Raw genomic sequence first — 14,202 nt, forward strand, 5'->3', positions numbered from 1 at the left:
CTTGTTCAACGCCGGGAAAAACCGGAAGTTCCTGGATGGGCACGGTCCCGAGTACCGGGACCGTCGGCAGGTCGGCAGCTCACGCAGCCGGCTGGTAGCCGGTGAGCCGAGCGGGCTCGGCATGCTCGTTTGCAACGCTCTGCACCCTCGCATGGCTGCCGATGACGAGACCGGCGAGCGAGAGCATCAGGCCCAGCGCGAGCGGCGCGAACAGGGCCTCTTCCTGGAATAATCCGTTGAGCAGAACGACGAGCACGCCGAAGCCGGCGAGGCCCTGCGTCAGATATCCCGACGACGCGTAGAGGCGCCACGCCTTGAGCGCCATCGCGAAATAGAAGGCCAGCGGCACGAAGGCCGCGATGCCCATCTGGTACAAGAGGACGCCGATCGCGCTTTCGACCGCGCCGTCGATCGTGCCGGCCGCCTGCGCAGCGCTCCAATCGATCGAAAAATAGCTCTCCGACAAATTGCCGCCGATGCCGAGGCCCCGGCCGTAAGGTCTCTGCACGAATCCGTCGAGGCCGCCCATCAGGCCGATGACGTGATAGTCGCCGATCTGCAGGCCGATGCGGATCGCCAGGATCGCAAAGGCGATCATGCCGGCGAACCCCAGCAACAATGTCGCTACGGCACCGATGAGGCGAGTCCCGATCCAGCCTGCAGCCACGAAGATGACGGTGATGAGCGCTCCCTTCACGCTGCAGAAGACCAGCAGCGGCAGGGCTGCCAGGGCGAGCAGCGGGCGTCCGACCGAGAATAGGAACAGGGCGAGAAAGCCGATCCCGTAGGCGAAGCTGATCGGGTGCATGTTCGGGCCGTGAATGCGCAGCATCTTCGACAGGCCGAAGCCTTCGAGCAAGGGCGTGTTCAGGAAATCGAAGCTGAAACGATCCTTGAGTGTGACGGGCACGTTGCCGGTCTGCCGCATCTGGGTTTCCCAGACGCCGGAATGGGTCGCCTTGAGCTCGTCGAAGCCCCAGAACGTATGGCCGTTGGTGACGGCCAGCCAGACATCGCGCAAGACGAGCTCGACATAGCCGCACAGCATGAGGATGACCGCTAGCGCGACCAGGAACGGCGTGATGCGCACCTCAAAGGTTGCCGCGGTCAGGAGCGACAGCTGAAACAGAAACAGCGGCAGAACGATGTTGCGCAAATAGACCGCCGCCGGCTGTCCGTCCTGGACGAAGCCGATCGCGAAATAGAGCGAGACGACGGCGAGGGTGACGACGCCCCAGCGCATGATCTGATTGATTTCCCTCGACTGGCTCCTCTGGCCCAGCACGTAGAGCGCAAACGTCGCCAGCCACATCACGGAGCAAATCAGGAAATTGTAGCCCTTGATGAAGTCGAGATCGGAGGGGAGCGGGACCAGCGGCGACAGGATGGAGACGAACAGGTTCTGGAAGAACAGGACGAAGATCGCGACCGCCGGGGCCCAGGTCGGGACCGCAACGACGATGGCGATACCGATCAGGACCTCGATGATGATGGCCAGCGCGGGATTGGCGAGATGCAGAACCGGCGCAGAGCTGATCGTCGCGATGGCGATGCAGAAGGTCGCGGCCAGCTCGCGCCAGGCCGGAGGCGACGGCGCGGCCTGCACGCTCTGGCCTTGCGGTGAGTACCCGGCGCTCATCAATCGTCCTTCCATCGCGCCGGACACGATAGCCGCGCGAGGGGTAAGGATCCGTTAACGATCGCGGCGCGCAGCGGGAGCACGTTCAGGCCGGCCGGGCGCGCCGAGCAGCGCCCGCATCACGTCGGGATCGGGCTTGCCGGTTGCGGCATCGACGAGGCCAAAGCCTTGCTCCAGTTCCCAATGCGCCCAGCCCCAGCAATGCGCGCGAGCATAGGCAGTGACCTCCGCCAGCCAGCGCAACCGGCTCTGCCGGGGGGCGCCGGCTTTCAACACGCCGAACTCATTGACGACGATCGGCCGCGAAAATTGCTGCTGCCATGCGAGCGCGGGCGCGAGCCAGCGATCGGCTCCCGGCTTCTCCTTGGCGGCGGCAATCGCGGTATCGAGCATGGCGAGCGCCTTGACCGCGGCCCTAGCCTGCAAATCCTGCCGAAGCGCCTGAACCTTGGGATCGCCGGCATTGATCGGATAAGGCAGATCCATGATGTCGTGCAGCGGATCGCGCGCGTCCCAATGGCCTTGATGGGTGAACACCATTGGGTCGTAGAAATGGATGGCGTAGACGACGTCAGGGTCCGCCAGCGGGCGAAACCGCGGCAGCGAGTCCGCGCGCTGCCAATTGACCGGACCGACGATGAGCGTGGTGGCGGGCAGCAACCGGCGAACGAAGGCGGCGAGCGCCTCGACCACCTTTTGCCATCGGTCCGCTTCGATATCGGGTTCGTTGAGCAACTCGGCGAAGACTAGATCGGCTGGATATGACCGAATGACCCCAGCAAGCGCGCGCCAGGCCTCCTGCATCTCGCCCATCGCTGCATCCGGATCATCCTTGTGCAGGCGATTGAAGCGCTCGCCCGGATGAAGGTCGACGGAGCTGGAATAGCCGAGCGAGGTCAGCTGCTTCAACGCGCCGTCTAGCACGCGCAGCGTCGCCTGGCGCTCGTCCTTTGCGGCAAAGCGCGGCATCACGCGTTCCGCCGGCACCGGCAGGCGGACATGGCTCATGCCCGCCTTGCGCAGCTGCTGCAGCAGCGCGCGGCTCGGTGGCGCACCGTTGATCCAACCGTCGGCGTTGAAGCCGCGCGAGAGGGCGGCCAGCCGCCCGGGCGAAACCGTCGACGGCAGTGGCACGCAATCCTCGGCGAATACCGGACGGCCGACCGCGATCGACAACAGCATCGCCGCAGCCAGCAGACGGCGGCGCAAGACTGTCATCGTCACACCGCAAGGCCCAAAGCGCCACCGTCGGGCTGAGGCGCCATCGAATCGGCGGGCACGTGATTGACGACGAGGCCGGTCGGCACCGCCGCGTATCTCGCCAGCGCCGCGGTCACCCTGCGCATCGCGGACGAGTCGAGCTCGCCGGCGCGCGCCACCAGGACGATCAGGTCGGCATGCGCGGCGAGCGCAATGGCGTCGGGCTGCAAGGCGAGATTACCGGCGTGTACCACGATCAGGTCGAACTCCGAGCGGATATCGTCCTCGGGCCGAGCATCGGGCTTCCGGCCGGCACTGAGCAGCTCGTCGATCGACTGAAGTCCCGCCGTGGTCGAGCCGTCCTGCCATTCGGTCACCGGCGGCTGGGTGCCTGCAAATTCCGGCTGGAGCCGGATCAGCACGCTCATCATGCCGCGATTCACGGCGGCGCGATTGAGGGCGCGCGCCACGGTGTTGCCGCCGGCACTCTTGCCGACCGACAAGACCAGCGCGACCTTGCAGCCGCGCACCGGCACGCGGTCGATGCGTTCGAGCAGCGGCCGTAAGTGGGGCCCGAGATCGAGCTCGGCCGACGCGCTGACCGGTCTTTGCCAGACCGTGTTGATCCCGCCTCCGTTGATCCCGGTTCCTGGCGCCAGCTCGGGGATGCGGGCCCAGACAGGAAGGCGGGGCATCGCCTCGGCTGGGCGCGCGGCGGCGGCAGGAGGGGAAACTTGCCGGTTGGGCGTCTCCTCCGCTTCACGTGAGACAGGCGCCTCAACGGATTCGGGCTTGTCGGCGGACAGGCTGGTCGTCACCGCAACGGCGGCGGTCGACGTCAGCAGCGAGCCGATCGCCAGCGCCGCGAGCAGCAAGGCGAGCGGCGGACGCGTCGAGCGCAACGGCGGAATGGCAACCGATGCGATCTTGGTCTGGGACGCCTGCAGCTGACGCTGCTCATTGGTGGTCTTGAACCGCGACAGGAACTGCTCGTAGATGTTGCGGTTAGCATCGGCGTCGCGCTGCAGCTCCTGCAGCTTCACCAGCGCCTGGCCGTCGCGCAGCATCTTGGTCTCGACCGCCTTGAGCTGCTTTTCCAGCGCGTTCTGCTGCTCCAGCTGCGCCTCATATTCGGACTTGGCCGTATCGATGTTCTTCTTCCGCTCGATCTCGATCTGCCGGTTGATGTCCGCCAGCTGGCTGTAGGAGATCGCAAGGTCGGGATGGCGGTCGCCATAAACCGCCTTCTTCTGCGCGATCTGGTCGTTCAGCGCCGAGCGCTGCGCGCGCAGCATGCTGAGGAGATCCTGCTTCACCGGCCCTTCGACATTGGCCTTGACGTCGCGCTGCACCTGCTCGTAGCGCGCCTTGGCCTCCTCGGTGCGGGCGCGGGCGGCGGAGACCTGCTGGGTCAGGTCGGTCACCCGCAATTGCTGCGTGGTGGATTCCTTGCCGGCATTGACGATGTTGTGCTCGAGCCGGAAGGCGGCGACGGCGTCTTCCGATGCGCGCAGGCGCTCGCTCAGCGTTTTCAGCCGGTCCTGGAGCCAGCCGGCCGCCTCGTCCGTCGCCTCGGTGCGGACGCGGCCCTGGCTGGCGACGAAGGCCTCGGCGATGGCATTGGCGTAGTAGGCGGCGCGATCCGGCCGGTTGGAGGTGAAGGAAATCGCGATGACGTAGGTCAGCCCGCGCCGGGTGATCTCGAGGCGGTTGCGGAATCTTTCGAGCAGGCGCGTCATGTCGGTATAACCGCCCGCGATGTCGTCGTCGTCCGCGATCTTGAGCTGCTCGATCAGGGGGCGGAGGAAGCCGTCGGATTTGGCGATCTCGATCTGGCTCTGCAGCGCCGCGGCATCCTGGCCGATGCCGGGCAGCACGTCCTGCTCCGAGGTCACGCGCAGCTCGCGCGGATCGAGCACGACCAAGGCCGTCGCGGCATAGCGGACCGGAAGCACCATCAGGGCGACGACGCCGAGGGCGAACAGCGCCAGCGTCAGCGTCAGGATGCGCCGGCCGTTCTCGCGCAGAAAGGACAGCGTCCCGGAGACGGTCAGCGATCCCTTGGTCAGTCCCGGCGAGGCGCCGTCAGGCTTCGCCTTCGCAGCGCGCGGCGCTTCCCACGAAGCCGCTTGCTCCGTCGGGGCGATGCTTCGCGGAGATGCGCGGCTACCGAACGCCATGGGTTGGACTCGAAATCAACTGACAGTCATAGCTCTGAGGCTTGCTACACCGTAAATATCCATGGTTAACCGGCGGTTACGGCTGGGCCGGGCTGGGATGGTCTTGGGCGGTGAACGATTCGTTAACGCGACGCGGCCAGCCATTCAGGCGCGGCGCACATCGGCGGGCCTGCCTGCGCTCGCCTCGATGTGCAGACCGCTCACAAGGCGATGACATACCCGTCCCGCCTCGGATCGGCGGCACCCGTCATCACGCCGGTTACCGGATCGAGCGCGACGGCCTGCATGCCGCCGCAGAGCATGGTCCATTCGGTGTCCAAGATCTCGATCTCGTGGCCGCGGCGCTTCAGTTCGGCGATGGTCTCCGGCGCGATGCGGTTCTCCGCCTGAATGAAGCGGCCGTCCCACAGCCGTGAACGCGGCGCCTCGATCGCCTGCTGCAGCGGAAGGCCGAACTCGATGTGCTGCACATAAGCCTGGGCCTGGGTTTGCGGGATGCCGTAGCTGCCGGGCGTCCCCAGCGCGAGCACCGGACGGCTGCCGCGCGTCGCAATCGACGGTGCCAGCGTCACCGGCAACGCATCGCCCGGCTTGGCGAGGTTCGGGCTTCCCGGCTGCACGTCGGCCCAATGCAGATGATTGTTGAGGCAAACGCCGGTCCCCGGCACCACGACGCCGCTGCCGAACGGGCTGCCGAGACTTTGCGTCATGCAGACCAGATTGCCTTCGGCGTCGGCGATCGAGAACGAGGTGGTGTGGCCGGGATCGGCACGATCCTGCGGCATCCATTGCTCCGTCGGGCCCGTGATCGGCCGGCCGTCGCTCACACGCTGGCGAAGCCGCGCGATCGTCGCCTCGGACATTGCTGCAGCGGCTTGATCCGGTCCCAGATTGCCATGGGCGATGCGCTCGCCGGCGGCGAGACGGATCGCGCGATAGACCGTGTCGAGATGATCGGCGCCGTCCTTCGGCAGACGCCCGAGGTCAAAGCCTTCAAGGATCTTGAGGGTCAGGGCGAACTGGAAGCCGCCGCATTGCTGCGCCGGGACGTGAAGCTCGAGCCCCCGATAGGACACGGTCAGGGGATCGAACCAGTGCGGCTTGACGGCGATGACATCGTCCAGCGTCAGGCTGCCGCCGAGCGTGGCGAGATAGTCCACGATCCGCCGGCCGAGCTTGCCGCCATACAGATGCTCGGGCCCCCATTCGGAGATCTCGGCAAGAGTCTGCGCAAGATCAGGCTGCGCGACGATGCTGCCGAGCTTCACCGGCATTCCATCCGGGAGATAGTTCCTGACCAGTGCGGCGTGCAGCTCCGGCCAGGGTTCGAGCAGCGGCACCTGCTCGTTGATCTCATCAACACCGAAATCCGAGAGCGCAAAGCCGCCCTGCGCCAGCGTGATCGCCGGCGCAAAGACGTCCGGAAGCGATTTGCGTCCATAGCGCGAGAGCAGCTCGCACCAGCCCGCGAGATTGCCGGGCGTCGAGGCTGCCTGCGGACCGCGCTCGAGCTCGAATCTGCTGGTGTATCTGCCGACCGGGAAGCTTGCGGGCATCGGCGGCGCGAAGTCGAGCACGCGAATGCGCTGCTCGATCGCCACCCAGATCGTGGCCAGTCCAAACCCGGCAAGCCCCGACATGAACGGCTCGACCACGTTGAGGGCGGCCGCCGTGGCGACGGCCGCATCGAACGCATTGCCGCCCTGCATCAGGATTCGTGCACCGGCCTGTGCCGCGAGCGGATGCGCGGCGGCGACCATGCCGTGCCGCGAGAACAGCGTCGGACGCCCATATGTCCTGGCGAGTTGCATCCGGAAAAGGCCTTCCCCGATCAGTGCGTCGTCGCAGCAGCCTGGATCGCCTCCGACATGATCTCGAGACCGCGATCGATTTCGGCCTCGGACACCGTGAGCGGCGGCGCGATGCGGAATACGCCGCCCATGCTGGGCAACTTGACGATGTTCATGCTGAGACCGCGACGCATGGTCTCCTCCATGATCCGCGCGCCGAGTTCAAACCCCGGCGTCTTGGACTGCCGGTCGACGACGATTTCAAGACCAAGCAGAAGCCCGCGGCCCCTGACGTCACCGACGCATTCGAACTTTTGCTGCAGCGACAGCAATCCATCCCGGAGCCTGTTGCCCCTGGCGGTTGCCTGCGCCACTAACCCGTCGCGCGCGACCACGTCGAGCACCGTGACGCCGATCGCGGCGGGCAAGGGATCGGAGACATGCGTGGTGTAGAACAGGAAGCCGCGCTCGAACGCGGTCTGCTCGATGGCCTTTGTCGTCATGACCGCGGCGAGCGGCAGACCGGCGCCGAGCGTCTTCGACAGCGTGAGAATATCAGGCACCACGCCGTCACGCTCGAAGGCAAACATGTGCCCGGTGCGGCCGATTCCGGTCTGAGCTTCGTCGAGGATCAGCAGCATGCCGCGCTGCTCGCATTTTTGCTTCAAGGCCGCGAGATAGCCGAGCGGCAGTTCCAGAATGCCGCCGCTGGAGAGGATCGGCTCGGCGATGAAGGCCGCCAGACTACCGGTCGACTGGCTGTCGATCAGTGCGAACGCATCGTCGAGCTCGGTCTGCCAGTCGTTGCTGCCGTCGACGTTCCTGAAGCGCGGCCGATAGGCGTTCGGCGCGGGAATGACGAACGATCCGATCGCGGCCGGCCCATAACCGCGCCGGCCCGCGCTGTAGGTCGCCGACGCCGCCGCGCCGGTCATGCCGTGCCAGCTTTGCGCGAAGGCGACGATTTCGTGCCGGCCGGTGACGAGCTTGGCCATCCGGATCGCCGCTTCATTGGCTTCCGCGCCTGTCGTCAGCAGCTGCACGCGGTCGAGACCGGGCGCAAGCGCAGCGAGACGCTCGGCCAACGTCACCACCGGACGCGAGAGCATGCCGCTGAAGAGATGAGCGACCGCACCCATTTGCCGTGCGACCGTGGCGACGATGTCGGGATGCGTGTGCCCCAGCACAGCGCTCATCTGACCCGAGGTGAAATCGAGGATGGCGCGTCCGTCGGCGTCGTAGACGAAACTGCCGGCCGCACGCTCGATGATGACGGGTTCGAAACTCGGCCCATAGCGGGTCAGATGCGTGTTGGCGGACGCCCAGAAATCGGGATCGGCATTCAAGGTCATGACAGCCACCTCTCCGCTTGGGGGACGTCCGACCTCTAGTCAAGAATTTGACTTCAGGCTAATTGATATAATTCAATCTGGATATCAATCTTCTTGATGTCGATGCTGGATCTCAACCTTCTGAGGAATTTCGTCGTCGTGGCCCGCACCGGCTCGATCAGCCTGGCGGCCTTGCAGATTGGCCGGACACAGTCCGCGCTCAGCATGCAGATGCAACGGCTGGAACAGACGATCACGCAGCCGCTGTTTCACCGCAGCGGATCCGGCATGAGACTGACCGCGGCCGGCGAGAAACTGCTCGCCCACGCCGAGATGCTGCTGGCGCAGCACGACGAGATTCTCGCCGACATGAGCGGCGAGAGTCTCGAGGGGACGCTGAGCCTGGGCTGCCCGGAGGACTATTCGATCGCTTTCCTGCCGGCACTGCTGAAGGGGTTCTGCGCGCTGCATCCCAATGTCGAGCTGCGCATGGTCTGCGCACCGACCTCCGAGCTGCGCCCGATGCTGGCGCGGCGCCAGATCGACATGGCGCTGGTCTCGCTGTCCGATGCCGGAGCGCGCGAGGTGATCCGCGAGGAGCGCTTCGTCTGGGTCGCGAACGAGGCCGAACCGAAAATACTGACGCAGGATGTGCTGCCGCTGGCGCTGGCGGCGCCGATGAGCCTGGACTACCGCGCCGCCTGCGCCGCGATGGACGCGGTCAATCGGCGCTACAGGGTCGCCTACGCGAGCAACAGCCTCGCCGGCCTGATCGCGATCGCGCGGTCCGGTCATGCGATCAGCGTCCTGACACGAACCGCCGTCCCGTTCGATCTACACGTCGTCTCGGCCGGACTGCCCCTGCTTCCGACCATCGGCATCGCGCTCGAATTCTCGGAGGCGAAGCCCTCGCTGCTGGCGACGACGCTGGCCGAGCACGTCCGCACCGTGTTGCCCGGACTGAAGACCAAGGCGGAGATCGATTAGTGACCGGCGCGTGCGCGGCGAGCGCAGCGCTCAGCTGATGTTCAGGAGGATCCGTCCCGATGTGCCGCTGCGCATCAGATCCAAGGCGTCGTTGATGTCGTCGAGCGCGAACTCGTGGGTGACGATGCCGCGGTAGCTCACCTTGCCGGCGTCGCTGAGTCGCACCAGGCGCGGGATATCGCGCGCGGGCTGGCATTGCCCGCCTTCCGAGCCCTTCAGCACCTTCTCGAAGTGCAACGGAAGGGTATAGATCTCGGCCTTCTCGCGGGGCACGCCGACGAGGATGCAGCGGCCTTTCTTGGCGGTGATCTCGTAGGCGAGCTCGATCAGGTTCTTGACGCCGGTGGTCTCGACGACCTTGTCGGGGCCGTCGGCCCCCGTGATGGACCGGACCTCGGCGGCCACATCCTTCACAGTCTCGGAATTGATGATGTGGGTGGCACCGAAATCCTTCGCCATGGCCAGCTTGTTGTCGAGGCGGTCGATCGCAATGACCGGCCAGGCGCCGACCATCGCGGCGAATTGCACGATGTTCAATCCGACGCCGCCGACACCGAATACGACGACGGATTCGCCGATGGCGATCTGCGCATCGTTGTTGACGACGCCGAGCGCGGTCGTCACCGCGCAGCCGAGCAGCGGCGCACTGGTGCGGTCGATCGTATCAGGAACGGGCGTGACGCGATTCTCCGACACCACGGCATATTCGTTGAAGGTGGTGACCCAGCCCGCATTGAGGCGCTTGCCGCGCCAGGAATAAACCGGCGTGTTGGACTGGATGCCCTTGCCCGGCCGCCAATGCATGACGACGGTATCGCCCTGCTTGCAGGAGACGACGCCGGGTCCGGTTTCGACGATGGTCGCCAGCGCCTCGTGCCCCAAGAGGTGCGGCAGGAACTTGTCGACGCCCTTGACGGCGTCGATCTCGTTGATCTGTGCGCCGCAAATGCTCGACGTGTGCACATGGGCGAGCACCTGACCGTGCTCGAGCCTGTCGGGCAGATTGAACTCGTCGACGATCAGCGGCTTGCCGGATTCGACGAGTATCGCGGCCTTCGCGGTCTTGATGTCCATGGATCGCGCGCCCGTTCACTCGAAATAGATGAATTCGTAGTCGCCGGTGTAGCCGAGCTTGCCGTAGAGCCAGATCCATTCCGAGGTGTGCAGGATGGATTCTGCCGTTAGCGCCCAGCATTCGAGGTTGTGCAGCTCGGTGACGTTCCGGTAGCCCTCGACCATGACGTATTTGTTCTTGCCGACCCGCTCGATCTCCTTGAGCGCGGCCTCGAGCTCGTAGAGCCTGAGATTGTGCAGGGTGCCGAGCGAGATGACGAGGTCGAAGCTGTCGTCGCCATAGGGATAGACGTCCTGGGCGCGATAGTTGAACAGATACGGCTTCACCTGCTCGTGTGCATTGGCAAGACCATGCTTGGAAATGTCGAAGCCGGTGACCTTCAGACCCGGCAGGATCTTCTGCATCTCGTACAACAGAAAACCCTTGCCGCAGCCGACGTCGAGCACGCTCGACCCGTCCTTCAGGCCATAGGTCTCGATCAGCGCCTTGGCGACCGGGGCCCAGCGCCCCTCGATGAAGCGGTAGCCGCCATAACCGAAACGGCGATCGCCGTCCCAGTAATCGGCCTCGTACTCCCGCGCCTTCAGCGAGCAGCCGATCTTGTCGTCGTTCATGCGGCCCATGTAGTCGCGCTTGGTCGCAGTGTGCAGCGGCGTTACGATATTCAGCAGTCGTCCCATTGAGCCCTCGGATTTCATCACGCGCGGAGATTGTCTTGGCCGGCCTGGGGAGCCTCGCACGTGACCTGCGACTGGCCCTAGCATTTGTGGCGAAGACCATCATTGTTTCAGATCAATGATGTGGAAATGCTGCCGCGGCGCCGGTCAAGATCCGGCCCATGATTCGCCAGTGCCGACCAAGCGCCAGGTTCCAGCCGCGGCTGCCGGCGGCCGTGACATGGCGACGCTGGAACGAGATGCGCCGCACGGCGTTCGGCAGCGAGGAGAATCCTGCCATGCCGACCAAGCCGACCATCGCCCGCGTCTGGCGCGGCCGTACCCGCCGCGACCTCGCCGACGCCTACCAGGCCTATCTGCAGGCCGAGGGCATCCCGCCACTGCGAAAGACCGCGCTCGGCGTGCAGCAATTGCGCGAGGACCGCGACGAGGAGACGTGGTTCACCACCATTTCCTATTGGGCGGACATCGCAGCCATGACGGCTTTCACCAAGGGCGAGCCGACCAAGGTCCATCATCTCGCGCGCGACGCGGAGTTTCTGATCGAGCTGCCGGAGCGCATCGAGATCCACCGCATCCTGATCGACGAGCAGGGCCTGCGGTGAAGGCCTCGCTCATCCGCTTGTCCGTGTCTTGATTCCCCGCTCCGCCGCGCTATACGTTCCCGCCATGATGTTCATCTCCACATTCTTCCCGCTGATCTGAACGGCCGAACGTCGTTCCGGCGCTCCTGCGCCACTCAGATCAAACGGCTACGCGCGCTGCGGTAGCCGAACGGAGAGATGTGCAATGCCCAAGACCGAACAGGTTGGCCTGACGCCCCGTCAGGTCCAGACCTTCATCGACGACGGTTTCGTCAAACTCGAGAATGCCTTCAGCACCGACCTTGCCAAGCAATGCAGGGACGAGCTGTGGGCGGATATCGGCCTGTCGCCGGACGAGCCCGAACATTGGACCCAGCCCGTTGTCCGGGTCGGCGCCAAAGCGACGCCCCCCTTCATTGAAGCCGCGAACACGCCGCGTCTGCACAAGGCCTATGATCAGCTCGCCGGCGAAGGGCGCTGGCTTGCGCCCAGGGGCCTCGGAACCTTTCCGATCCGCTTCCCGTCATCGCAATCGCCAGGCGACGATGGCTGGCATGTGGACATGAGCTTTGGCACAGCCCATGCCGACTTCATGGAATGGCGTGCCAATGTGAAGAGCAGCGGCCGTGCGCTGCTGATGCTCTTCCTGTTCTCGGACGTCGGAAACGATGATGCGCCCACGCGAATCCGGAAAGGCTCGCATGCGGCCATCGCGCGGGAGCTACTGCCCCATGGCGAGGCGGGCGCAACGCTCCGGCAACTTGCTGCCGGCGACTGGGCGTCGACAAGGGATCGCGAGGTTGAACTTGCGACCGGCAAGCCAGGCACCGCCTATCTGTGCCACCCGTTCCTGGTTCATGCCGCGCAACCCCACCGCGGGAAAGAGCCGCGCTTCATGGCACAGCCTCCGCTGCTGCCGAAGCGCGAATTCGATCCGGCGCTGCCACCTTCGCCGGTTCAGATCGCGATCCGGCGGGCTTGCGGGCTGACGGTCTAGGCGGATGACATCCGGGACCTCCGAGGGTCCCGGCGGTTGCTGTCGTCTTGCATCGTTTTGCGAAACCGCATCACGCCGGCAGCGGCACGCTCAAAGGCACGGATTCTTCACCGGTGGTCGCTTGACGGACAAGAGCGTGTTCAAAGTTGAAACTCGCAAGTCGTGCGAAGCGGACCGCAATGCAATGCTCATGGGACGAATAGGGTTGGCTTCGCACAGCTTGCGGCGATCGTCGTCGGATTGCCCGCGCACCACGTCCCCGACGTGCTGCTTACGTTGCCGAATGGCATCCTGAAGCTCCGATTTGGTCACGGGAACGATGCTGTTCTCAACGATGAACTCGTTCATGCGAGCTATCGCATCGTCCAGATCGGCTTCAAAGGCTTGATCTTCGCTCGGCTGGCAAGCTTCGGTGTAGGCTCGAACCCCGACATAAATCTCCCAACTGCATTGCACGGCTCCGCGTCCGCTATTGTCGAACCCGGTACTCATGATCCGGTCGCCATCGCGCTCCAAAAAGAAGGACACCCCCGAGGAGAGATCTATACGTCGCGTCGCCTTGCCCTTGTCATTGACGCCATCGACCACCTTTGCGTCGGACCGCTTCGTCAAGGCATCCCACAACGGAGACCACTGTGCCTCCTGGGCATCGGCGGTGAGGGCTGATAGCAGCAGCGCGGCAGCGACACAGATCAAGTCACTGGCTGCGGACCATGTGCGACGCTTAGACATCAAGGGCTTTCCAGCAGACCGTGCGGTGTGGGACGATAGCTGCGCCCGCGGCAAACGCAATCCAGAATTGCGCGACGCAAGTGTGACCCCGACCACCGTCGTCACAGTTTCCCATACACCCGCGCGGCAACCGCCTTCAGGCGCTCGACCGAGCCGGACTGCGGATGCGGCTTGACCGGGGCGAACAGGATCGAAGCCTGGCGGCCGTTCTTCCAGACATGGATGTGGACGGCGTTGCCGTTGCCCTTGGTGCAGGAATGCTCGCCGAAGGCTTCGCGGCCGAGCTCGGGGATCGCCACGTGCGTGCATGGCCCTGCACGCTTCATCATGCCGATGGCGGTATCGCGCGAGGTCGTGATCACCGCGACGGTCATGGTGTTGGCCTCACGATCGAACATCATGCAGCTGCCTGCCCCGGTCCGCTGCACCGTCAGCGTGCCGTTGTCGAGAAAGCCGTCGGCATCCGCGGCCGTGAGCCACTCGCAATTGCCGAACCGCTCGCTGCTCCTGCTCACATTGCCGACGGCAACGCGCGCGGCCTCAGCGATCGGCGCGAGCAGCGCATCATCGGCACGCCGGCCGACCGGATAGACGCTGATCTGCAGGATGTAATCGCCGGACAGGGCGACGACCGAGGCCTCCTGGCGTTCCGCGCCCGCCGCGCTCGTTCCACCCTGGCCCTCGTCGCCGATTCCGGACACTGCGCTCAGCGGCATGCGTTCGCCAAGCGTCTTGACGAAGGTCGCGTACAATTCCCTGGCGCGGTCCTTGTCGGGATTGCGGAACACGGAGAGCATCATCGTGTCGCCGCGCCCGGCCTGGTAGATGCAGCCGCGGCCGTCCTGGTTCGAAATCAGCGACCATTTCAGCGCCGGCATCGCCCGGGCGAGCTCCTGGGCGCTGATGAACGGGCAGGTTTCGGCCGCGCGCACGGGAAGCACCGGGGCGGCTGCGATGGCAAGGAATAAAACGAAGCGGGAGAATAGATGATCGATCGTGCGCATCGGACG

The 14,202-nt window shown here is 65.1% G+C and carries 12 protein-coding genes; 3 read left to right on the plus strand and 9 right to left on the minus strand.

What is annotated here, in order from left to right; all coding sequences use genetic code 11:
* Window positions 1-79: 79 nt before the first annotated feature.
* From ACTEK7_RS25570 to ACTEK7_RS25590, 5 genes are all read right to left on the minus strand, one after another.
* Window positions 80-1,639, minus strand: coding sequence for a hypothetical protein (locus tag ACTEK7_RS25570; RefSeq protein ID WP_225147276.1), 1,560 nt, complete (start codon window positions 1,637-1,639; stop codon window positions 80-82).
* Between the two features lie 54 nt (window positions 1,640-1,693).
* Window positions 1,694-2,857, minus strand: coding sequence for a glycoside hydrolase family 5 protein (locus ACTEK7_RS25575; protein WP_225147275.1), 1,164 nt, complete (start codon window positions 2,855-2,857; stop codon window positions 1,694-1,696).
* A gap of 2 nt (window positions 2,858-2,859) precedes the next feature.
* Entirely contained in the window at window positions 2,860-5,019 is a 2,160-nt protein-coding gene (locus ACTEK7_RS25580; RefSeq protein WP_225147274.1) for a GumC family protein, read from the minus strand.
* Between the two features lie 200 nt (window positions 5,020-5,219).
* A complete protein-coding gene (locus ACTEK7_RS25585; protein WP_225147273.1) occupies window positions 5,220-6,830 on the minus strand; it encodes a gamma-glutamyltransferase family protein in 1,611 nt (536 codons plus the stop codon).
* A 20-nt stretch (window positions 6,831-6,850) separates the two neighbouring features.
* Complete coding sequence (locus tag ACTEK7_RS25590; RefSeq protein WP_225147272.1) at window positions 6,851-8,161, minus strand: aspartate aminotransferase family protein; 1,311 nt, start codon at window positions 8,159-8,161, stop codon at window positions 6,851-6,853.
* Between the two features lie 102 nt (window positions 8,162-8,263).
* Between ACTEK7_RS25590 and ACTEK7_RS25595 the strand changes: the two genes are divergently transcribed.
* Entirely contained in the window at window positions 8,264-9,127 is an 864-nt protein-coding gene (locus tag ACTEK7_RS25595) for a LysR family transcriptional regulator (protein ID WP_225147381.1), read from the plus strand.
* A gap of 30 nt (window positions 9,128-9,157) precedes the next feature.
* Here the strand turns inward: ACTEK7_RS25595 and ACTEK7_RS25600 are convergent, their stop codons facing one another.
* Both ACTEK7_RS25600 and ACTEK7_RS25605 read right to left on the minus strand, forming a co-directional pair.
* Window positions 9,158-10,201 carry a zinc-binding dehydrogenase gene (locus tag ACTEK7_RS25600; RefSeq protein ID WP_225147271.1) on the minus strand — a complete coding sequence of 348 codons (1,044 nt, stop codon included), beginning with the start codon at window positions 10,199-10,201 and terminating at the stop codon, window positions 9,158-9,160.
* Between the two features lie 15 nt (window positions 10,202-10,216).
* Window positions 10,217-10,882: a class I SAM-dependent methyltransferase gene (locus ACTEK7_RS25605; protein WP_036014038.1), complete on the minus strand. Its 666-nt coding sequence runs from the start codon at window positions 10,880-10,882 to the stop codon at window positions 10,217-10,219.
* 275 nt (window positions 10,883-11,157) lie between these two features.
* Between ACTEK7_RS25605 and ACTEK7_RS25610 the strand changes: the two genes are divergently transcribed.
* Window positions 11,158-11,484 carry a hypothetical protein gene (locus ACTEK7_RS25610; protein WP_036014049.1) on the plus strand — a complete coding sequence of 109 codons (327 nt, stop codon included), beginning with the start codon at window positions 11,158-11,160 and terminating at the stop codon, window positions 11,482-11,484.
* Window positions 11,485-11,668: 184 nt separating this feature from the next.
* Entirely contained in the window at window positions 11,669-12,460 is a 792-nt protein-coding gene (locus ACTEK7_RS25615; RefSeq protein WP_225147270.1) for a phytanoyl-CoA dioxygenase family protein, read from the plus strand.
* A 90-nt stretch (window positions 12,461-12,550) separates the two neighbouring features.
* Here the strand turns inward: ACTEK7_RS25615 and ACTEK7_RS25620 are convergent, their stop codons facing one another.
* Window positions 12,551-13,192, minus strand: coding sequence for a hypothetical protein (locus ACTEK7_RS25620; RefSeq protein ID WP_225147269.1), 642 nt, complete (start codon window positions 13,190-13,192; stop codon window positions 12,551-12,553).
* Between the two features lie 101 nt (window positions 13,193-13,293).
* The gene (locus ACTEK7_RS25625) at window positions 13,294-14,196 is read right to left on the minus strand and encodes a hypothetical protein (protein WP_225147268.1); all 903 of its coding nucleotides are present in this window, start codon (window positions 14,194-14,196) and stop codon (window positions 13,294-13,296) included.
* Window positions 14,197-14,202 lie beyond the last annotated feature (6 nt).

Source organism: Bradyrhizobium sp. JHI2711, from assembly GCF_056156565.1.